General features: G+C 70.0%; 22 protein-coding genes. 14 read left to right on the forward strand and 8 right to left on the reverse strand.

Going from position 1 to position 20,359, the window contains the following annotated elements:
- Positions 1–111: 111 nt before the first annotated feature.
- Positions 112–549 carry a winged helix-turn-helix transcriptional regulator gene (locus ACLB90_RS01205; RefSeq protein WP_411851250.1) on the reverse strand — a complete coding sequence of 146 codons (438 nt, stop codon included), beginning with the start codon at positions 547–549 and terminating at the stop codon, positions 112–114.
- Positions 550–626: 77 nt separating this feature from the next.
- Between ACLB90_RS01205 and ACLB90_RS01210 the strand changes: the two genes are divergently transcribed.
- The 5 genes from ACLB90_RS01210 (at position 627) to ACLB90_RS01230 (ending at position 7,714) form a co-directional block, all read left to right on the forward strand.
- Positions 627–1,805, forward strand: coding sequence for an MFS transporter (locus ACLB90_RS01210; RefSeq protein WP_411851251.1), 1,179 nt, complete (start codon positions 627–629; stop codon positions 1,803–1,805).
- Positions 1,806–1,931: 126 nt separating this feature from the next.
- A complete protein-coding gene (gene imuA / locus ACLB90_RS01215) occupies positions 1,932–2,540 on the forward strand; it encodes a translesion DNA synthesis-associated protein ImuA (RefSeq protein WP_411851252.1) in 609 nt (202 codons plus the stop codon).
- 9 nt (positions 2,541–2,549) lie between these two features.
- Entirely contained in the window at positions 2,550–3,968 is a 1,419-nt protein-coding gene (locus ACLB90_RS01220; RefSeq protein WP_411851253.1) for a Y-family DNA polymerase, read from the forward strand.
- A complete protein-coding gene (locus ACLB90_RS01225) occupies positions 3,965–7,066 on the forward strand; it encodes an error-prone DNA polymerase (protein ID WP_411851254.1) in 3,102 nt (1,033 codons plus the stop codon). Before ACLB90_RS01220 ends, ACLB90_RS01225 begins: the two co-directional genes overlap by 4 nt.
- A 141-nt stretch (positions 7,067–7,207) precedes the next feature.
- Positions 7,208–7,714, forward strand: coding sequence for a hypothetical protein (locus ACLB90_RS01230; RefSeq protein ID WP_411851255.1), 507 nt, complete (start codon positions 7,208–7,210; stop codon positions 7,712–7,714).
- On the opposite strand, the gene ptsJ is transcribed toward ACLB90_RS01230, so the two are convergent.
- On the reverse strand, positions 7,681–9,003 hold the full coding sequence (gene ptsJ / locus ACLB90_RS01235; RefSeq protein WP_411851256.1) for a transcriptional regulator PtsJ: 1,323 nt from the start codon (positions 9,001–9,003) through the stop codon (positions 7,681–7,683). The two genes, ACLB90_RS01230 and ptsJ, sit on opposite strands and share 34 nt — an antisense overlap.
- Positions 9,004–9,062: 59 nt before the next feature.
- Between ptsJ and ACLB90_RS01240 the strand changes: the two genes are divergently transcribed.
- The 3 genes from ACLB90_RS01240 to ACLB90_RS01250 are packed head-to-tail and all read left to right on the forward strand — an operon-like array spanning position 9,063 to position 10,779.
- Positions 9,063–9,845 carry a YggS family pyridoxal phosphate-dependent enzyme gene (locus tag ACLB90_RS01240; protein WP_411851257.1) on the forward strand — a complete coding sequence of 261 codons (783 nt, stop codon included), beginning with the start codon at positions 9,063–9,065 and terminating at the stop codon, positions 9,843–9,845.
- Positions 9,842–10,546 (forward strand): glutamine amidotransferase, encoded by a 705-nt coding sequence (locus ACLB90_RS01245; protein ID WP_411851258.1) that lies wholly within the window; start codon positions 9,842–9,844, stop codon positions 10,544–10,546. Before ACLB90_RS01240 ends, ACLB90_RS01245 begins: the two co-directional genes overlap by 4 nt.
- Positions 10,543–10,779, forward strand: coding sequence for a hypothetical protein (locus ACLB90_RS01250; RefSeq protein ID WP_411851259.1), 237 nt, complete (start codon positions 10,543–10,545; stop codon positions 10,777–10,779). The genes ACLB90_RS01245 and ACLB90_RS01250 overlap by 4 nt, the downstream gene beginning before the upstream one ends.
- Positions 10,780–10,807: 28 nt before the next feature.
- On the opposite strand, the gene ACLB90_RS01255 is transcribed toward ACLB90_RS01250, so the two are convergent.
- Positions 10,808–11,710, reverse strand: coding sequence for a LysR substrate-binding domain-containing protein (locus ACLB90_RS01255; protein ID WP_411851260.1), 903 nt, complete (start codon positions 11,708–11,710; stop codon positions 10,808–10,810).
- A 99-nt stretch (positions 11,711–11,809) separates the two neighbouring features.
- Between ACLB90_RS01255 and ACLB90_RS01260 the strand changes: the two genes are divergently transcribed.
- Positions 11,810–12,013, forward strand: coding sequence for a hypothetical protein (locus ACLB90_RS01260; RefSeq protein ID WP_411851261.1), 204 nt, complete (start codon positions 11,810–11,812; stop codon positions 12,011–12,013).
- A gap of 25 nt (positions 12,014–12,038) precedes the next feature.
- On the opposite strand, the gene ACLB90_RS01265 is transcribed toward ACLB90_RS01260, so the two are convergent.
- The 3 genes from ACLB90_RS01265 to ACLB90_RS01275 form a co-directional block, all read right to left on the reverse strand.
- The gene (locus ACLB90_RS01265; protein WP_411851262.1) at positions 12,039–14,216 is read right to left on the reverse strand and encodes a hypothetical protein; all 2,178 of its coding nucleotides are present in this window, start codon (positions 14,214–14,216) and stop codon (positions 12,039–12,041) included.
- A 90-nt stretch (positions 14,217–14,306) separates the two neighbouring features.
- On the reverse strand, positions 14,307–14,594 hold the full coding sequence (locus ACLB90_RS01270; protein WP_411851263.1) for an AzlD family protein: 288 nt from the start codon (positions 14,592–14,594) through the stop codon (positions 14,307–14,309).
- Between the two features lie 8 nt (positions 14,595–14,602).
- Complete coding sequence (locus ACLB90_RS01275) at positions 14,603–15,328, reverse strand: AzlC family ABC transporter permease (RefSeq protein WP_411851264.1); 726 nt, start codon at positions 15,326–15,328, stop codon at positions 14,603–14,605.
- 130 nt (positions 15,329–15,458) lie between these two features.
- Here ACLB90_RS01275 and ACLB90_RS01280 point away from each other — a divergent pair, with 130 nt between their 5' ends.
- Entirely contained in the window at positions 15,459–15,923 is a 465-nt protein-coding gene (locus ACLB90_RS01280; protein WP_411851265.1) for an Lrp/AsnC family transcriptional regulator, read from the forward strand.
- 15 nt (positions 15,924–15,938) lie between these two features.
- Here ACLB90_RS01280 and ACLB90_RS01285 read toward each other — a convergent pair whose 3' ends face one another.
- Positions 15,939–16,334 (reverse strand): RidA family protein, encoded by a 396-nt coding sequence (locus ACLB90_RS01285; RefSeq protein ID WP_411851266.1) that lies wholly within the window; start codon positions 16,332–16,334, stop codon positions 15,939–15,941.
- Positions 16,335–16,446: 112 nt separating this feature from the next.
- Between ACLB90_RS01285 and ACLB90_RS01290 the strand changes: the two genes are divergently transcribed.
- Both ACLB90_RS01290 and ACLB90_RS01295 read left to right on the forward strand, forming a co-directional pair.
- Entirely contained in the window at positions 16,447–17,391 is a 945-nt protein-coding gene (locus ACLB90_RS01290; protein ID WP_411852670.1) for a LysR substrate-binding domain-containing protein, read from the forward strand.
- Between the two features lie 36 nt (positions 17,392–17,427).
- Entirely contained in the window at positions 17,428–17,829 is a 402-nt protein-coding gene (locus ACLB90_RS01295) for a hypothetical protein (protein ID WP_411851267.1), read from the forward strand.
- Positions 17,830–17,893: 64 nt separating this feature from the next.
- Here the strand turns inward: ACLB90_RS01295 and ACLB90_RS01300 are convergent, their stop codons facing one another.
- Positions 17,894–18,232: a hypothetical protein gene (locus tag ACLB90_RS01300; protein ID WP_411851268.1), complete on the reverse strand. Its 339-nt coding sequence runs from the start codon at positions 18,230–18,232 to the stop codon at positions 17,894–17,896.
- Between the two features lie 185 nt (positions 18,233–18,417).
- Here ACLB90_RS01300 and ACLB90_RS01305 point away from each other — a divergent pair, with 185 nt between their 5' ends.
- Both ACLB90_RS01305 and ACLB90_RS01310 read left to right on the forward strand, forming a co-directional pair.
- Entirely contained in the window at positions 18,418–19,542 is a 1,125-nt protein-coding gene (locus tag ACLB90_RS01305; RefSeq protein WP_411851269.1) for a sensor histidine kinase, read from the forward strand.
- Complete coding sequence (locus tag ACLB90_RS01310; RefSeq protein WP_411851270.1) at positions 19,539–20,321, forward strand: LytR/AlgR family response regulator transcription factor; 783 nt, start codon at positions 19,539–19,541, stop codon at positions 20,319–20,321. The genes ACLB90_RS01305 and ACLB90_RS01310 overlap by 4 nt, the downstream gene beginning before the upstream one ends.
- Positions 20,322–20,359 lie beyond the last annotated feature (38 nt).

Here is a 20,359-nt window from a genome sequence, read left to right on the forward strand (position 1 = left end):
GACGTGACAGCCGCACTGCCGGGAACGGCGGCGAACCGACGCTCCCATGCGAAGAGTGGGCGAGCGCGTTCATCGCTGTCAACACCGCGTTCACATCCGGGGACGATCGCGTCAGGCCGCGGGCCTGATCACCTCGGTCTGCGCACTGCCGACCACCCGTCCCTGCAGGTCACGCGGAAGCAGCGGCGCCAACGGTTCGCCGCCTTCACGGGTGTGCAGGACGGAGCGGGCTTCGCCGTCGGCGAACAGGAATTCTTCGCCCCATTGGCGCAGTGCCACCACCAGCGGAAACAGGGCCTGGCCCTGCGCGGTGAGCGCGTAGTGGAGGTAGCGGCCCCCCTCGGCCGACGGCTGCTGGACCAGGATGCCGGCATCGGTGAGGGCCTGCAGGCGCTGGCTCAGCATGCTGCGCGACATCCCCAGGCTGCGCTGGAAATCGCTGAAGCGCTGCACGCCGTCGAAGGCGTCGCGCACGATCAGCAGCGACCAGCGGTCGCCCACCACATCCAGCGCCCGGGCCACCGGGCAGGTCAGATTGGGATCGTGCATGGGGGCGCTCCAGTCAGATGGTTTTATTTTAGAACCACAACGGGCAGAATCAACTGGTTCTGATTTGAGACCACAAGATGTCCCGCTCCGTTCCCTCCCCCCGTACTCCCTCGTCATTGCTGCTGTTGTTCGCCGCCGCCGCCGGCCTCAGCGTCGCCAATGTCTATTACGCCCAGCCACTGCTGGATGCGCTGGCCGCCGATCTGGGCATCGGCACCGCCCGGATCGGCGCGGTGATCGCCGCCACCCAGCTCGGTTCGGTCGCCGCGCTGCTGTGGCTGGTGCCGCTGGGCGACCGCCTCAGCCGCCACCGGCTGATGGCCGCGCAGAACGTCGCGCTGGTGGTGGCCCTGCTCGGCGTGGCGGTGGCCGGCAACGCGATGGCGCTGCTGCTGGGGATGCTCGCGGTGGGGCTGCTCGGTACGGCGATGACCCAAGGCCTGATCGCCTATGCCGCCGCGGCGGCCCCACCGCACGAACGCGGCCGGGTGGTGGGTGCGGCGCAGGCCGGCGTGGTGATCGGCCTGCTGCTGGCGCGGGTGGTGGCCGGTGCGGTCGCCGACATCGGCGGCTGGCGCGCGGTGTATGTCCTGTCGGCCGGGGTGATGGTGATCGCCGGCGTGCTGGTGTGGCTGCGCCTGCCGCGGCTGGCCGTGCCCACTGCGGTGCCGCGGGTGTCACTGCCCGCCTTGCTGCGCACGCAGCCGGTACTGCGCCGGCGCGGCATGCTGGGGCTGCTGCTGTTCACCGCGTTCGGGCTGTTCTGGAGCACCTTGGCGCTGCCCCTGAGCGCACCGCCGCATGCGCTCGGCCACACCGCCATCGGCGCCTTCGCACTGGTCGGCCTGGTCGGCGCGCTGGCAGCGGCACGCAGTGGCCACTGGAGCGACCAGGGCCATGCCGGGCGGGTGTCGTGCGCCGCCTTGCTGCTGTTGCTGGTCAGCTGGGCGCCGCTGGCCGCGCTGCCCGTGCACCTGGGCTGGCTGGTGCTGGGCGTGCTGCTGCTGGACCTGGCGGTGCAGGCGCTGCATGTGACCAACCAGAGCCTGATCCTGGCGGCGGCCCCGCAGGCCCAGGCCCAGGCAATCGCCGCCTACATGCTGTTCTATGCGGCCGGCAGCGGCATTGGCGCGCTGGCCGGCAGCGCCCTGTATGCCGCATACGGCTGGAGCGCGGTCTGCAGTGCCGGTGCTGCGGTATCGGCGTTGGCGCTGGTGGTGTGGGCGCGGACGGCACGGGCCGGGGAAATTCATTAGCAATTTTACTCATTGGCGGTAGGATTGTCGGTATCAGCCCGTGATACCGCCCTTTCCGATACTCACCGCCATGCCCCTGTTCCGTGCCCGCCACCGTCTGCTCCAGCCCTCCCGGGAGGCCCACTGATGGGCGCGGTCCGGGCCCTGGAGGACCTGCTCGCCAGCCGCCAGGTCTGGCGTGGGCAGCCGCGCACGGCGCCGGCCGAGGCGCCCCACCCCACCGGCCATCCGGCGCTGGACGCGCGCCTGCCCGGCGGCGGCTGGCCGGCGTCGGCCCTGTCTGAAATCCTGCTGTCCAGCCCCGGCCAGGGCGAGCTGGGGCTGGTCTGGCCCACCTTGGCGCGGCTGAGCCAGCAGCAGGCGGTGGTGCTGGTCGCCCCGCCGTGGCAACCGCATGCCCCGGCCTGGGCCGGGGCCGGGCTGGCGCTGGGCCAGGTGCATATCGTCCGGGCTACCCCGCGCGAGGCGCTGTGGGCGGCCGAACAATGCCTGCGTTCGGCCGCCTGCGCGGCGGTGCTGTGCTGGCCGCAGGGCGATGACCGCGCCCTGCGCCGGCTGCAGGTAGCCGCCGAAACCGGCCAGTGCCTGGGCTTCGCCTTCCGCGATGCGCGCCAGGCCCGCAACCCGTCCCCCGCCGCCCTGCGCCTGCAGGTGGACGATGGCCAGGTACAGGTTCTCAAGTGCCGGGGCGGTCGGGCGCCGGCCCACCCGCTGCCGCTGTCGCTGGCGCATTGAGCCGCCGCCATGCACTGGGCCTGCCTGTTGCTGCCGCAGTTGGCGCTGGATACCGCGTTGCGCCAGCAACCCGATCCTTCGCTCGCACTGGTGCTGGTCAGCGGGCCGGCGCAGCGGCGCATGCTGCATGCGGTCAGCCCGCGCGCGCGGCAGCTCGGGCTGCGTCGCGGCATGCTGCTGTCGGCCGCCCAGGTGCTGACCGGCGAACTGGTCTGCGTCGAGTACGATCCGCGCGCCGAACAGGCCACCCGGCAACTGCTGGCCAGCTGGCTGTACGGCATCAGCTCACAGGTCAGTCTGGATTTTCCGCATGCGCTGGCGCTGGAGATCGGCGCCAGCCGCGCGTTGTTCGGCGATTGGCCGGCCATCGAGCAGCGCCTGCGCGAGGGCCTGCAGGACCTCGGATTCCGCCATCGCCTGGTGGCCGCGCCCAATCCCTACGCCGCCTGCGTGCTCACCCACCTCCACCCGCGGCTGGGCGTGGACGACAGCCAACTGCTGGCCGCCCTTGAACCGGTGCCGATCGAGCGCAGCGGCCTGCCCGCCGATGCCGTCACGGTATTGGCCCGCTCGGGCCTGCGCACGCTCGGGGCCGCCTTCGCGGTGCCGCGCGACAGTCTGGCGCGGCGTTTCGCGCCGCAGGTACTGGCCCACCTGGATGCGCTGCGCGGTCTGCAGTCGCCGCTGCTGCGGTACTTCCAGCCACCGGACCGGTTCGATGCGCGCATCGAGTTCGAGTATGAGATCGACTCCACCCAGGCCCTGCTGTTCCCGCTGCGCCGCCTGACCGCCGACCTCGCCGCCTTCCTGTGCTCCCGCGATGGCGGCGTGCAGCAGTTCGACCTGTGGTTCGAGCACGACGGCCAGCCCGACACCCGCCTGTCGATCGGTCTGCTGGCGCCCGAACGCGATGCGGCGATGCTGTTCGAGCTGGCACGCAACCGCGTGGATCACCTGGCGCTGCCTGCCGGCAGCCGTGGCCTGCGCCTGCAGGCCGAGCGCCTGCCACCGTTCGTGCCGGCCGCGCGCGACCTGTTCGACCCGCGCCCGCAGCAGGCCATGCCGTGGGAGCAGGTGCGCGAACGCCTGCGCGCGCGGCTGGGCGACGACGCCGTGCAGGGCCTGGTGCTGTGCGCCGACCATCGTCCGGAACGGGCCAGCGGCGATGCCCAGACCATCGCCAAGGCGCTGCCCCCGGCGGCGTTGCCGCTGCGCCCCGGCTGGCTGCTGCCGCACCCGCAGCCGCTGCATGATCCCCACCTGCGCGTCCTCTCCGGGCCGGAGCGGATCGAATCGGGCTGGTGGGACGCGGGCGACGTGCGCCGCGATTATTACGTGGTGGAAACCGCGCAGGGCCAACGCGGCTGGGCCTACACCGCGCCCGACGCCAGCGCCGGTCCGTTCATGCTGCACGGCTGGTTCGCATGAACCTGCCCCTGCCCGACTATGCCGAGCTGCATTGCCTGTCGGCCTTCAGTTTCCAGCGCGGTGCCTCCACCGCCGAGGAACTGTTCGCGCGGGCCAGGGACCAGGGCTACCAGGCCCTGGCGATTACCGACGAGTGTTCGCTGGCCGGCATCGTGCGCGCCTGGCAGGCGGCGCGCAGCCACGGCGTGGCGCTGATCACCGGCGCCGAATTCCAGCTGGAGGATGGCCCGCGGCTGGTGCTGCTGTGCACCGACCTGGCCAGCTATGCCGCCCTGTGCCAGTTGATCACCACCTGCCGCCGGCGCGCGGTCAAGGGCACCTACCGCTGCCTGCGCGACGACATCCAGGCGCTGTCGGCCAACCTGTTGTGCCTGTGGGTCGACCGCAGCCCCGATCCGGCCGATGCCGACTGGCTGCAGGCCTGCTTCCCGCAGCGGCTGTGGCTGGCGGTGGAGCTGCACCGCGAGGCCGACGATGAAGCGCGCCTGCGCGCGCTGCAGCAGTTCGGCCACGCCCACCGGATTCCGCTGGTGGCCAGCGGCGATGCGCACATGCATGTGCGCCGCCGCCGTGCCCTGCAGGACACCCTGACCGCCATCCGCCACCACTGCACGCTGGCCGACGCCGGCTGGCGCCTGTTCCCCAATGGCGAACGCCATCTGCGCAGCCGCCAGGCACTGGCCCTGCTGTATCCCACCGCGCTGCTGGAAGAAACCCTGCGCATCGCCGCCCGCTGCCACTTCGACCTGTCGCAGCTGCGCTACACCTACCCGCGCGAACTGGTGCCCGCCGGGCACGACCCGGGCAGCTGGCTGCGCGTGCTGGTCGAAGACGGCATGCAATGGCGCTGGGGCGAACGCACCACACCGGCCCAGCGGGCCCAGATCGAACACGAACTGGCCCTGATCGCGACCAAGCAGTACGCGTCCTACTTCCTCACCGTGCACGACATCGTGCGCTTCGCGCGCAGCCAGGAGATCCTGTGCCAGGGCCGCGGCTCGGCCGCCAATTCCTCGGTGTGCTACGTGCTGGGTGTCACCGAGATCGATCCCAGCCACATGCAACTGCTGTTCGAGCGCTTCATCTCCGAAGAGCGCGACGAGCCGCCGGACATCGACATCGATTTCGAGCACGAGCGCCGCGAGGAAGTGCTGCAGTACGTGTTCAACCGTTACGGCCGCGAACGCGCCGCGCTGACCGCGGTGGCGATCAGCTATCGCGGGCGCAGCGCGGTGCGCGATGTGGCCCGCGCGCTGGGCCTGCCACCGGACCAGGTCAACGAACTGGCCGCCTGCCTGGATCGCTGGAGCAGCCACGAACCGCTGCCCGACGCGCTGCGCGAACGCGGTTTCGACCCGGACACGCCGCTGATGCGACGGGTGGTGGCACTGACCGCCGAACTGGTCGATTTCCCCCGCCATCTGTCCCAGCATCCGGGCGGCTTTGTGATCTCCGAACATCCACTGTCCACCCTGGTGCCGGTGGAGAACGCGGCCATGCCCGAGCGCACCGTGATCCAGTGGGACAAGGACGACCTGGATGCCACCGGGCTGATGAAGGTGGACTGCCTGGCGCTGGGCATGCTCACCGCCGTGCGCAAATGCCTGGCAATGCTGCAGGCGCATGGCGAACCGCCCATGAGCATGGCCACCATCCCGCCCGACGATGGCCCCACCTACGACATGATCTGCCGCGCCGACACCCTGGGCGTGTTCCAGATCGAGTCGCGCGCGCAGATGGCGATGCTGCCGCGGATGCAGCCGCGCTGTTTCTATGATCTGGTGATCGAAGTGGCGATCGTGCGCCCCGGTCCGATCCAGGGCGACATGGTGCATCCGTATCTGAACCGGCGGAAGCAGCTCAAGGAGAGCGGTGTCGAAGAGATCGACTACCCGCCGGAGCTGCACAAAGTGTTCAAACGCACCTTGGGCGTGCCGCTGTTCCAGGAGCAGGTGATGCAGCTGGCCGTGGCCGCGGCCGGTTTCAGTGCCGGCGAGGCCGATGCGCTGCGCCGCTCGATGGCCGCGTGGAAGCGCCACGGCGGGCTGGAACCGCATCGGGACAAGCTGCTTGCCGGCATGGCCGGCAAAGGCTACAGCCGCGAATACGGCGAACGGCTGTTCGAGCAGATCAAGGGCTTCGGCAGCTACGGCTTCCCGGAGAGCCATGCGGCCAGTTTCGCGTTGATCACCTATGTCAGCTGCTGGCTCAAGTGCCACCACCCGGCCGCGTTCGCCGCCAGCCTGGTCAACAGCCAGCCGCTGGGGTTCTATACGCCCGACCAGATCCTGCAGGACGCACGCCGCCACGGCGTGCCGGTGTTGCCCGTGGATGCCTGCCACAGCGCGTGGGACTGCACGCTGGTGCCGCCCACCGTGGCCGGTGCCGGATTCGGCATCCGCCTGGGCCTGCGCATGATCGATGGCTTCAGCGAAACGGTCGCCACCGCCCTGGTGCAGGCGCGCCAACGCGGACCGTTCGAGAGCGTGGCCGATCTCAGCCAGCGTGCCGGCCTCGACCGCCGCCACCAGGGCCTGCTGGCCGATGCCGGTGCGCTCAAGGCACTCAGCGGCCATCGCCATCGCGCGCGCTGGGATGTATCCGGCGTTGAGAAACCGCTGCCACTGTTCGCGCAGGCACGCGCCACCGACGAAGCCGAGGTGGCGCTGCCCGCCCCCACCGCGTTCGATGACATGCAGGCCGACTACAACAGCACCGGCACCACGCTGGGCCGGCACATGGTGTCCTTCGTCCGCCCGCAGCTGCAACAGCAGCGCTGCCTGCGCTCGGATGAGCTCGCCGCGCTGCCGCACGGGCGCAACGTGCGCTTCGCCGGGCTGGTGCGCATGCGGCAACGCCCACAAACGGCCAGCGGGGTCACCTTCCTGACCCTCGAAGACGAATACGGGATGGTCAATGCCGTGGTCTGGCGACGTATCGCCGACCGCCAGCACCGGGTGCTGGTGGAGGCGCGGCTGATGCAGATCGATGGCCGGCTCGAACGCGTGGACGGCGTGCAGCATCTGATCGTGCGGCAGATGCACGACATCGGCGGTCTGATCGACGGCGTACGCACGCACAGTCGCGACTTCCACTGACGCATCGGCACGACATGCCGCGATACATCACGATACGTTCGCCCATACCGTGACGCACATCGCTTCGATGCGGCATTTTCCGACTGGTCGTACCGCGACGCTTTCGGTATCGTCGGCGCTTTCCAAGGATTCGGAGAAGCCATGTCGCGCGCGCTCACTCTTACCACGCTGGTGGTTGCCTGCCTGGCGCTGGTCGTGTCCAGCTGGACCGCGTTCGAGCTGCACCAGAGCCAGGCGCGCGATCGCGTGATCACCGCGCGCGGGCTGGTCATCGAAGATGGCAACGGCCAGGCCCGTGTGATCCTTGGCGCGCCGGTCCCCGATCCGCACAGCAAAGGCGTCTCGCAAGGCCCACGCGCCTCGCCGCTGTCCGGCATGATCCTGATCGGCGCGGACGGTTCCGAGCGCGGCGGCTACGGCACGGCCGATGTCGGCGACGAAGCCATCCTGACCCTCGACGATGCCACCGGCACCACCGAAGTGTTCAAGGTCACCGCCAACCCCGACCGCGGCGCCACCCTGGTCATCAAACACCAGAACAGCACCGGCGCGATGCTGACCTCCTGGCAGGGCAGACCGGAACTGATCTTCGTGGGCGACAACGGCCAATCGCACTACGTGCGTCCGAACGCACCCAGCGCGCCCTGAGCCAGCAGCGCCTGCTGCAGGTCGGCCGCCAGCCGACGCGCATCGGCGGCGGTCAGGCTGGCGGTGGTGATGCGCACGCCGTGCACGCCCGGCTGCACGGCAAACACTTCGCCGGCGCGCAACTGCCACCCACGCTGGGCCATCGCCAGCACCAGTGGCTGGCTGTCCTGCGACAACGGCAGCCACAGATTCAGGCCGTCCATCATCGCCGGCGTACCGATGCCCTGCTCGCGCAAGGCCAGCTGCAGTGTCTCGCATCGCTGGGCGTAGTCGCGCCCGGCCTTGGCCACGCGTGCCATTGCCCGGGCAGACCCCAACGCCGCCGCTGCGGCATCCTGCAGCAGATGACTCACCCAGCCGGTTCCCGGCGCCAGCCGAAGACGCAGCCGGGCCGCGGTGTCGGCATCGCACCCCAGCAGGGCCAGGCGCAGGTCCGGCCCCAGTGACTTGGACAGCGAGCGCACCAGCGCCCACCGCTGCGTACCCGGCGGGAGCACCGAGTGATACGCCTGCTGCGACAATCCGGCGAAATGATCGTCGATCAGCACCAGCACCTGCGGATACCGCTCCAGCACCTGGCGCAGCGCGCGGGCGCGCCGCCGGCTGAGGCAGGCGCCGGTGGGATTGTGGGCGCGCGGGGTCAGCAGCACCGCGCGCGCGCCCGCCTCCAGCGCGTCGGCCAGCGACGCCGGCTGCATGCCTTCCTCATCGATCGACACCGCAACCGTGGCGTGCCCCGCCGCCCGCAACGTATTGAGGCTGCCGAGGAAGCACGGATTCTCCACCGCCACGCGGTCGCCGGGCAGCAACCAGCCGGCCAGCAACCGCTCGATCGCGTCCACCGCACCGTGGGTGAGCTCCAGCGCATAACCGGCCGGGCAATCCGGGTCCAGGTGTGCGCGTGCCAATCGTGCCAACGTCGGATCGAGGGTCGGCGTACCGTACAGCCGCGGGGCGCGTGGGGGCAGCAGCGCGCGCAGATCCGGCAGCCAGTGCGGATCGGGATTGCCGCTGGACAGGTCGAACAGCGTGGTCACGGCAGCGCTGCCTTCCTGTGCCACCGCTACCGGACGGGCGGCCACCACCGTACCGCGGCGGCCCTGGGTCACGGCCAGCCCGGCAGCATCCAGCCGCTTGTAGGCGGCCGCCACCGTATTGCGGTTGATGGCCAGCTGCGCCGCCAGCTCGCGCACCGGCGGCAGGCTGTGGCCCGACGCCAACACCCCGCTGAGGATCTGCTGGCGGATGCTCTCGAAGACCGCAGCGGCGGTCTGGCCGGTGATTTTCATTTTGTCCTATGCCAATATACGGTTCGTCCCGTGACAGTGTTGCACACTGGAGTCCCCCCATGCCCCTCGCCCCACCCGACTGGCCGCAGGCCACCACCGTCGACGAGATCGCGCACAACCTCGACGTGGTCCGACAGCGCATTGCCCGCGCCTGCGCGCGCGCCGGTCGCGATCCCGCCGATGTCCGTCTGCTGCCGGTCAGCAAAACCGTCGATGAGGCACGGCTGCGCCTGGCCTGGCAGGCCGGCTGCCACGAACTGGGCGAGAACAAGGTGCAGGAAGCGCAGCGCAAGGCGGCCGCAATGGCCGACCTGGCCGGTCTGCGCTGGTCGGTGATCGGCCACCTGCAGACCAACAAGGCGCGCGACGTGGCGCGCTTCGCCAGCGAGTTCCAGGCGCTGGACAGCCTGCGTGTGGCCGAGGCACTGGACCAGCGGCTGGCCGTGGAACAGCGCACGCTGGACGTGTTCGTGCAGGTCAATACCTCCGGCGAGGCCAGCAAGTACGGGCTGGACCCGATTGCCGTCGCCGATTTCGTGCAGCAGCTGCCCGCGTTTCCGCAGCTGCGCGTGCGCGGGCTGATGACGCTGGCGGTGTTCTCCCCCGACCCGGCGCAGGTGCGTCCCTGCTTCGTGCGCCTGCGCGAGCTGCGCGAGCGGCTGTCGCCGCAGCTGCCGGCGGGGGTGAACCTGGACGCGTTGTCGATGGGCATGTCCGGCGATGTCGAGATCGCCATCGAGGAAGGCGCCACGGTCGTGCGTGTCGGCCAGGCCATCTTCGGTGCCCGCCGCACGCCGGACAGTTTCTACTGGCCCACGCCTGCGACGGAGCCTGCGCCATGAGCGCCGCCCCGCACCGCCGCGCCGTTGCCATCCAGCACGTCGCCTTCGAAGACTGCGGAACGCTGGGCCCGGTGCTGGCCGAACGCGGCTGGGAACTGCAGACGCTGCAGGCCGGCGTGGATCCGCTGGATGCCGCGGAAACGGCCGACCTGTTGATCGTGCTCGGCGGGCCCATCAGCGCCAACGACACCGACACCCACCCGTTCCTGCGCCTCCAGCTGGCACAGCTGCAACGCCGCCTGCAGCAGCAGCGCCCCACCCTCGGCATCTGTCTGGGCGCCCAGCTGATTGCCCGCGCGCTGGGTGCCCAGGTCGCACCGATGGGTGCCAAGGAAATCGGCTTCTCCCCGCTTTCGCTCACCGACGCCGGCATGGCCTCACCACTGCGTGCCGTCGCCGGCATTCCGGTGCTGCACTGGCACGGCGAGGCCTTTACCCTGCCGCCCGGCGCACAGCGCCTGGCCGCAACAGCAGCCTGCGCGCAGCAGGCGTTCGCGCTCGGCACCCATGTACTTGGCCTGCAGTGCCACCCCGAGATCGACGCACGCCGCATCGAGACCTGGCTGATCGGACACGCCCACGAACTGCACGCCGCCGGTATCGATCCGCGTGTGCTGCGCGAACAGGCAGCGCGCTACGGCGCACCGCTCGCCGCCGCCGCGCGTGACCTGTTCGCCACCTGGCTGGAGGCGGCGGCATGAGTGGCTATCGGCTGATTGTCCACTGCCACGGTGTGCGTTGGGGCCAGTTCGACAGCGACGGGCCAGGCGCCCGCGACCACCTTGCCGCGTTGGCCGGCCGCCTGCCTGCCCGCGATGGCTTCCATCTGCAGTGGCAGCAGGCCGTCGGCGAACAGCGCGTGCTGCACAGTGGACCGGACGGTCTGAAGGTGCTGAGCAGCGCGGCGGTGTACCGCGACGTCGCTGCCCCCTGAACCCTGCCCCCGCCGCCCGCGCGGGGGCTCAGGCGGTCGCCATCGCCTGCATGTGCCTGCCGTGCTCCAGCGCCTGCGCGTGCAGCCAGGCACGGAACGCCAGAAATCCCTGGTGCGATGCAGAGCGCGGCGGGTACACCAGCCAGTGCGACCAGCGTGTCCTCAGCCGGTGCGGCGACAGCGCGATCAGCTGCCCGGAATCGAGCAGCAGCCGCGCCCGCGTCACCCGCCCCAGCGCCACCCCGAATCCATCCAGCGCAGCGCGGTGGTGCGCCTCGGAGTCGTTGAGCATGGCCACGTAACGGGCGGGCGGTGTGTCGCCGGCCAAGGCGAACCAGCGCTGCCATTCCCCATCCGGGTCGCCGAGCAGCGGCCACTGCGACAACGGCCTGCCCGCCACCCCTCCCATGCGGTCGACCAGCGACGGGCTGGCCATCGGCACCAGCCATTCGTCGAACAGCGCCTCGGCCACCAGGCCCTGCCACTGCCCCGCACCGACCCGCAGGGCGGCGTCGATCTGCAGTTGGCGCTCGAAGTCGATGAGGCGCTCGCTGGACTCCAGGCTCAGTTCGATCTGCGGGTGCGCGGCCACGAACGAGCCCAGCCGCGGCACCAGCCAGTTGGACGTCATCGACGGCAGCGCGCTGACCGTCAGCACGCGGTCATGCCGCGCGGCAAACGGCTGTACCGCCTGGCCGATCGCATCCAGGTGCGGGCCGATCTGTTCGAGCAGCCGCTGGCCCTCGGCGGTGACCGCCACGCCACGGGGTTGGCGCACCAGCAGCGGGTAGCCAAGCCGCTGTTCGAGCTGGCGCATCTGGTGACTGAGCGCGCTGACGGTGAGGTTCAGCGTTTCCGCCGCCCGGGTGAGGTTGCCCAGGCGCGCCGCAGTGACGAAGTTCTGCAGTGCCTGGAGGGGGATGCGTGACATATCGACTTGAATCCAGCTCAAGGCAAAGTTGCGGAAATATCGCTTTTTCGCCCTGCATCCTGCACCTATCGTCAACTCCACTCAAGTGGAGGACCGGATATGAACATGTATGCCGCGCTGCTGTTCCTGCAGGGCCACATCACCAATGCCGACCTGGCCCGTCAGCTGGCCGCAGACGCCGGGGACGGCGACGACGTGGCGGCCGCGCCGCCCCGGCAGGTGCCCGGGCGGGAAACCTGCGCGACACACGCCGATCACCTGACGTCGCCGCCGCGCGTGCCCCTGCCCAGCCGCAGCGCCTGACCCCCGGCAACGCAACGATCGCCCGTCAGGGCGCCGGCCCGGTCGGCGGCAACACGCGCGGCTGCTGGTCGTACCACTCACGCGCGCCGGCCAGGTGCCACGTGCGCTGCTGGCCATCCAGCGCGATCCCCGCCCCCAGCACGCCCCAGCGTATGTAGAGGTTGCCGCGCCGCTGCGCCCTGGCAAGGTCGAGCCGCGCGCGCAGCGACAGGCGCTCGTTCTCGGCCTGCAGGTCATCCACCCACAACTCGCCACTGCGCCAGCGCAGTTGGCCGCTGGCCTGGACCTCGCCCGCATCCAGCAGGCCCAGCACCCAGCGCGGGTAGGCACTGCGTTCGGCGAACACGCCCAGCAACGGACCGGCATCGCGCAGGCGCAGATCGGCCTGCGCAGCAACCTCGAACGGTGCCGCCGCATCGATGTGGCCCTGGCGCAGCGCCACGGTGCCCCACCAGTTGGCCGGCGCGGTGGCGTCACCGACGCGGATGTTGCGCAGCTCCACCGTGGTACCGCCCACGTCGAACTGCCTGGCGTCGAAGTCGGCCCGCTGTACCCGTGCCTTCAACTGCGCGTCCCCGCGCATCGCCATGCCGGCCACCTGCAGCTGCGCACCTCGACCGCGCAGGTCGGCGCGACCGGTACCCACCCGGCCGGCCGAATCCAGTTCGACATCGCCGCTGAGCAGGCCGGTGCCACCGAGCAGGCGCACGTTGTCGCCCCCCAGGTAGCGGTTGTAGGCGGTCAGGTCCGGCACCCGTGCATCGTTGAAGCGCAGGTGCGCACGCATGCCGTCACGCAGCTGCTGCAGCCGCGCATCGCCGCGCAGGGTCAGGGCCATGTCGCGACCGTCGAACAGCAGTGCCTTCGGTGCGGCCGTCGGTGCCGCGCGGAAGCGGGGAATCGTCACGTCCAGCTGCGCCTGCGCGGGCGTGCCGGCCACGATGCTGCCGTGCGCGTTGGCGTCGCCCTGCAGGCGGACACCGGCCACCTCGGCCACCGCAGCCACCTGCGGGATATCCAGCGTACTGCCCGGCGCAAGCTGACCCTCGGCAATCTTCAGGCCGCCCTGGAGCAGACCGCCGCCATCCAGATGGAACCAGGGCTTGCGCACGAACAGGTCCGCGATCCAGTTCAGGGACTGGAACTTCCAGGCACCACTGACCTGCCCGGACAGCCGCGGCAGCAGATCCGCCGGCGCCTGGAACGGAATGCGGCGGCCGGTCACGCGCAGGTCCGCGTGCAGCTCACTGCCCGTCTCCGGGTCGCGTGGCAGCCGCGCCTGCACGCGCATGTCCTGCGCCACATCCAGCTGCAGCGACAGCAGGCCGCGATCGATGGCATGCACGCCGGCGTGCACCGGCACGCGCCAGACCACGCGGCTGCCGGGCTGCAGCACACCGCGGTCCATCGTCACGTCGGCGTTGAGCCGGGCGTTGGACGGCACGCTGCCCACCTTGATATGCGCACCGGCGGTATCCAGGCTCAGCCCCTGGCTGCGCGCATCGATCCTGAGCTGCGCCCAGGTGATGTCGAACTTGCGCAGGCCCGGGGCCTCGTCGCGATAGTGGCGCGGGTAGCGGAAACGCGCCTCAAGGTGCGCGTCGTCCAGCACCTTGATGCCATCGAAGGTCACCACCGCCTGCTCGAACGCCGCGGTGGAATCGAACAGTTCCGACGGGCCGCCGCGCAGCTGCTTGAGGAACCCGACCGTGCCGCTGCCCTGGCCGGTCACCTGCAGTTTGCCGAAGCGTCCGCTGCGGATGCTGTCACTGTGGATCGCGTCGAAGCGCAGGGTCCAGCCGCGGTCGCTGCGTGGCGGCGGCGGAATCGCCGCGTCAACACGTTCCACCTCCGATTCCACGCCACTGGCGTCGATCCGCAGGATACGCACTTCGCGCCGCAGCAGCGCCGGCAAGGCAATCCATGCGCTGGCGCGGTCGGCACGGAAGATGTACACGGTGCGGTTGGCCTGGCCGCGCATGCGCACGTTCCAGACGATGGCGTGGCCCGGCACCAGGGTCAGCGCCGCACCGGTCTGCATCGCGAACTTCTCCGGCTTGCGGTTGGTGACCGCATCGAACAAGGGCGTGTTGAGGAACACGTTGCCGGCCACCAGGTACAGGGCGTACACCACCAGCAGCGACAACAGCGCCACGCGCCACGGCCGGGGCCAGCGCCGTACGCGCTCGGGAATCAATGGCATGGGCAACGGCAACCGGCAGCAGGAACAGGCCCTACTATCGGCACCGGGCGTGCGGCGGCACGTGAAGGCCCGCCGCGGCGCACCCGCGCGTCAGCCGATCAGATGGCGCAGCACACCGGCCGTCACCACGCCGATGACCACCGTGGGCAGCATCGACAACCGCGTGGCGGCCAGCAGCGTCACCGCCAGCGCGATCAGGTCGGCAGGCCGTTCGGCAACGAAATGCGGCGCGATCACCGAGATCAGCACACAGCCCGGCGCCGCCTCCATCACTGTCACCGCGCGTGCGCCGAGCGTGCGGTTGCGCAGCGCGAGAAAGCCCAGAACGCGGGTCAGGTAGGTCGCCAGCGCCATGCCCACGATGGTCAGTACGGTCATCGCATCGATCATGACTGCTTCGCCCAGAACCAGGCGGCGACCAGTCCGGACACCGCGCCCGCCGCGACGTACCACGCACCCGGCACCAGCAGGTGTGTCGCGGCGGCCACCACCAGGCTCACCAGCCACGGGCGTGCCGCACCCAGCCCCTTCCACATCCCGCGCAGCAACACCAGAAAGACGGCCGGGAAGGCCATGTGCAGGCCCCACGCCTCGATGTCGCCGATCAACGGCCCCACCAGCGCGCCCACCGCCGTGGACACGATCCAGGTCAGGTACAGCGCCAACGACACGCCCATGTAGTAGCGCAGGCTGAAAACACCGCGACGGCGTGCGTCGGCCAGGCCCATCGCCCAGCTTTCATCGCACATGAAGAACAGCGCGGGCAGCACACGGCGCTTCGGCAGGCGCTGCAGGTACGGCGCCAGGATCGCGCCCATCAGCAGGTGGCGGCTGTTGACCAGCAGGGTCATCGCCACGATCAGCAGCAGGTGGGGCGGCGAGGTCCACAGGGCCACGGCGGCGAACTCAGAGCCGCCGCCGAAGTTCAGCCCGGTCATCAGCGAGACCGCCAGCGCGGGCATGCCCTTCTGGGTCGCCTGCGCGCCCAGCACCAGCGCGAACGGAACGAAACCGGCCATCACCGGCAGGGCATCAACCATGCCCCGCCACAGCTCGCGGCGTGGCGGGGCGGTGGTGGACAGGGGTAGAGGGGAGTGGGAGGAAGCGTCCATGAGCCGGAAACGACAAGGTGGGGATGGCGATATTTTCGGCCATCCCCATCGGCATTTGGTTGCGTTGGTGCCCCATTTTCACCTCATACTGGCATCCGCTGCCACGTATCTGCCGATTGAGGCCCCTCTCATGCCACTGGTACTCGACGCCATCGACCGCCGCATCCTCGCCGCACTCCAGCAGGACGGACGCATCCAGAACGTGGAGCTGGCCAAGCGGGTGGGCCTCTCACCCTCCCCATGCCTGCGCCGGGTGCGGCTGCTCGAAGAGGCCGGCATCATCAGCGGCTATGTCGCCCTGCTCGACGCGGCCAAGGTCGGCATGGGGTTCACCGTGTTCGCACGGGTCTGGCTGACCGGTCAGGACGAAGACACCACCAACCGCTTCGTCGACGCGGTGCGGCAGTTCCCGCAGGTGCTCGAGTGCTACCTCATGGCGGGCGACTGCGATTTCCTGCTGCGCATCGCGGTGGCCGACCTGGACGCCTACCGCCAGTTCCAGGTCGACCACCTCAACCGCATCAAGGGCGTGCAGAGCGTCAAGACCGAGATTCCGATGCAGAAGATCAAACAGTCCTGGCGGCTGCCGATGTAGACCGGGCGCGCACCATCAGGCCGTCGGCAACCGTGCGATCACCTTGATCTCCACATCGAAGCCGTACAGCCACGTCACCCCGATGCCGGTCAGGGCCGGGTACGGCGCCTGGCCCCAGTACGTGGGCACGATCGCCCAGACGCGCTCGAAGATCCGCTCCGGATCGACCAGGAACACGGTGACGTCCACCACATCATCGAAACTGCAGCCCGCCGCAGCCAGGATGGCGTTGAGGTTGGCGAACGCGCGGTGCACCTGCGCCTCCAGCGTCGGTTCGGGCGACCCGTCCTCACGGCTGCCGACCTGCCCGGAAACGAACAGGAACCCGTCGGCACGCACGGCCGGCGAATAGCGGTTGCGGTCGTAGAGGGCCTGCCGGCCCGGCGGGAAAACCACATCGCGTGTTGCCATCGTCTGCTCCAAGGCCACGGCGGGCCGTCCAAGGGGATGGCGCCACGGTAGGCGTCGGTGGGGCCTTGATAAACCGGCAGGACTGACCATCACTGTTCGTGGAATCCAAACAATCGTGACGGGAGTGCAGATGGACCGGTTCGACGCAATGCTCGCCTTCGCCCGCGTGGTGGAAACCGGCAGCTTCACCAAGGCCGCGCAGACGCTGCACATGAGCCGGACCACCGTGACCCAGCTGGTCCAGCAGCTGGAGGCCCGGTTGCGGGTGCGGCTGCTCAACCGCACCACCCGCCAGGTCAACGTCACCGCCGACGGTGCCGCCTATTACGCGCGTGTGCTGCGCCTGCTGGCCGACCTCGACGACGCCGAGACCAGCCTGTCCGGCGCCGCCGCCCTGCCCCGCGGCCGCCTGCGCATCGATGTACCCGCGCCGTTCGCACGCCTGCTGCTGGTGCCTGCCCTGCCCGACTTCCACGCGCGTTACCCGGACATCCAGCTCGACCTCGGCGTCAGCGACCGCGATGTGGACCTGATCGACGAGCACGTGGACTGCGTGATCCGCGGTGGCGACATCGCCGAACCTTCGCTGGTCGCCCGTCGCATCGGCGACCTGCAGGCCGGCATCTTCGCCGCGCCCGCCTATCTGCAGCGCGCCGGGACACCGGCCCATCCGCTGGACCTGCAGGACGCACCGCACCACATCGTCGCGTACCTGCGCTCGCGCAGCGGCAGCGTGCGCCCGTACGCCATGCACCGTGGCGAGGAACAGGTCACCGTGCGCGGACGCCATCTGCTGTCGGTCGACGACGGCAACGCCTACCTCGCCGCGGGGGTGGCCGGTCTGGGCGCGCTGTGGCTGCCGCACTACATGGCCGCACCCCACCTGGCCAGCGGCGAACTGGTGCCGCTGTTTGCAGACTGGCGGATCGCGCCGATGCCCATGCATGTCGCGTTCCCGCCGAACCGGCACGTGAGCGCCAAACTGCCCGCCTTCATTGAATGGGTGGCCGAGCGGATGGGACACTGGGCGCCGGTCGATCGCCCGGGTGCGTCCTGACCGCGCCCGCCACGACCCACCTCGACAGGAAACGCCATGCCTCCCCACCTCCGCCTCGCACTGCTCGCACTGGTGGGCACCGCACCGGCCCTTGTACACGCGCAGGACACCGCACCGGCGCAGGACCTGCCGCTGGCGGCGTTGCTGGGGTGCCACTTCGCCTACGCACAGCAGCACTACCGCAGCACCGCCAGCGCGACCGAGATCGCAGTGGCGGCCGCGTCGCACTGCGATCCCGCGTTGCAGGCGGCCGGTCTGGACACCTACCGCCGCGCGCTTGAGGCAGGCCTGCCCAGTGACGGCGCGGAGGCCTCGCGCCAGGCGATGATCGAGGAACTGCGCGGCATGCTGCCCGGCTTCACCCTCGACAAGGTCATCCAGTTCCGGACGGCCGCCGACAGCCCTGCATCCGGCGATCCTGCGCAGGCGCACGAATGAGGCCGCCGAACCGACGGCTGCGCCTCCCGCGGGCGTGATCGCCCTGCTGCGCTGACCGCTGCGATCAGCGCGGCAGCGGGGCGATGACCAGGGTGTCGCCCCGGCACACGTCCACACCTTGGTAGACCGCGCGGTGCCCCGTGCGGAACGTCAGGCGCAGATCGAACCGGCAGCCCGGCACGCCCAGCTGGACCGTGGTGCCGCCACCGCCGCCCGGCAGCGGATCGATCGCCACAGGCGCGAACGCATCGGTGCCGGCAGGCGCCGCCGCAACCGCGGTGATGCTGTCATGGGCGCGGTTGAGCAGACCAAGATAGGGGGCCGCGTCGGCGGCGGCCCGCATCGGAACGGCGAGCGGCACAAGCGTCAGCGCGATCATCAGAAAGGGACGGATCAGGTACATGGCGGTGTCTCCGGAGCAGTGAAGGACACCTGCATCAGGCGCCGTGACAGCACCGCCGCCAATCGATCCGGGACCAATCGTCGCCCCGCGCGGACCAATCGTAATGGGCCGTCATGGCGCTTCCCGCACGCGCGGTGCCTGCCTAAGATGGCGCTCGCCACAGACGCGTGGCCCGGAATCCCCGCATGAACGTCCGCCTCGGCACTACCCAGATCCGCCTGTCACGCTACATCGCCCTGTGGACGCTGGTGGCGGTGGTGTTCGCCGTGCAGAACTCGGTCAACAGCGGCATGCCTGGCACCGACTGGCCGCTGTGGGACCTGACCCGCTGGTCGCTGATCCAGTGGTACACCTGGGCGGCCCTGGCGCCTACCGTCTTCCGCCTCGCCGAACGCTTCCCGGTCCGCGGCGCCCAGCGCTTCCACGGGCTTGGCGCGCAGGTGGTCGCCAGCATCTGCATGACGTTCACCGCGATGGTCGTCGGCGCGCTGGTGTCCACCCTGTTCGAGCCCAGCGGGCTTGTCGAACAGCTGGGGTACTTCCTGGAACAGCACTTCGCCATCGGGCTGCTGACCTACTGGACGCTGTTCGCCATCCAGCAGGCCCTGCATTTCCATGCCGAGAAGGCCCGGCGGGAACTGGAAGCCAGCCAGCTGGCCACCGAGCTGGCGCAGTCGCGCCTGCTGGCATTGAAATCACAGCTGCAGCCGCACTTCCTGTTCAACACGCTGCACGCGATCATCACCCTGCTCGACGAAGACACCGTGTCGGCCGAGGACATGCTGCTGCGCCTGAGCGATCTGCTGCGTGCGTTTCTGGAAGACTACGACGGGCAGGAGATCCGCCTGCGCCAGGAGCTCGACCTGATCGAGCTGTACCTCGGCATCCAGCGCATCCGTTTCAAGGACCGCCTGACCACCCGCACCTACATCGCCCCCGACACACTGGACTGCGCGGTGCCCAGCCTGATCCTGCAGCCGCTGGTGGAGAACGCGTTGCGCCACGGCATCGGCCAGCGCGTGGGCAGCGACACCATCGACATCGAAACGCGGCGCGACGGCGATGCGCTGTGCATCGAGGTACGCAACCGCAACAGCACGCTGTCTGCCGAACCCACCGCATCGGCCGGCCACGGCATCGGCATGTCCAACACGCGGCTGCGCCTGCGCGAACTGTATGGCGACGCGGCGGACGTGCGGCTGGACATGATCTGGCCCGAAGGCGTGGTCTGCCGCATCCGTGTGCCGTACCGCGAACTGGACAGCGCCGATGACGCGCCCGAGTTCGATCCCGGCGTATCGCCCGCATGACCCTCGCCGCGCTGGTGGTGGACGACGAGCCGATCGCGCGCCACGCCATCGTGCGCCTGCTGCGCGACGATCCCGACATCGAGATCGTCGGCGAGTGCGGGGACGGTGTGTCGGCAGTGGCCGCGATCCGCAATCAATCGCCGGACCTGGTGTTCCTGGATATCCAGATGCCGGCGATCAACGGCATGGATGTGGTCGCCACCATCGGTGCGGGGCGGATGCCGGCCACCATCTTCGTCACTGCCTACGAGCAGTATGCGGTCAAGGCATTCGAGGCCAATGCGGTGGACTACCTGGTCAAACCGTTCAGCCGCGAACGCTTCGCGACCACGCTGCAACGGGCCAAGGCGCGGCTGGCTGCCGCCTCCACACACGCAGGCGCCGCCACTTCGGCGCAGATCCTGCAGGCGCTGGATGCGCTGCGCCAGCGCGAGGACTACCTGCAGCGCATTCCGGTACGCGTGGACGAGCACGTGGTACTGGTCGCGGTGGACGACATTGTCTGGATCAAGGCGTCACGCAATACCGTCGAAATCCACCTGGCCGACCGCGTGCACGAACTCCGCGAGACCATGACCGCGCTGGCGGCGCGGCTGGACCCGCGCCACTTCGCCCGCGTGCACCGGTCGGCGATCGTCAACGTGCGCCGGGTCAAGGCGATCCATCCGTGGTTCAACGGCCACCACGTGGTCACGCTGGACACCGGCCAGCAGCTGCGCATGAGCCGCTACCAGAACGAGGCATTCCTCAAGCTGGTGTCCACGCGCGGCGACGGTTGACCCCCGCCCGGCAGCGCCATGCCCTGCCCGGCGGTGGC

It is taken from the genome of Stenotrophomonas sp. LGBM10 (genome assembly GCF_046736075.1).
Taxonomy (GTDB): Bacteria; Pseudomonadota; Gammaproteobacteria; order Xanthomonadales; family Xanthomonadaceae; genus Stenotrophomonas.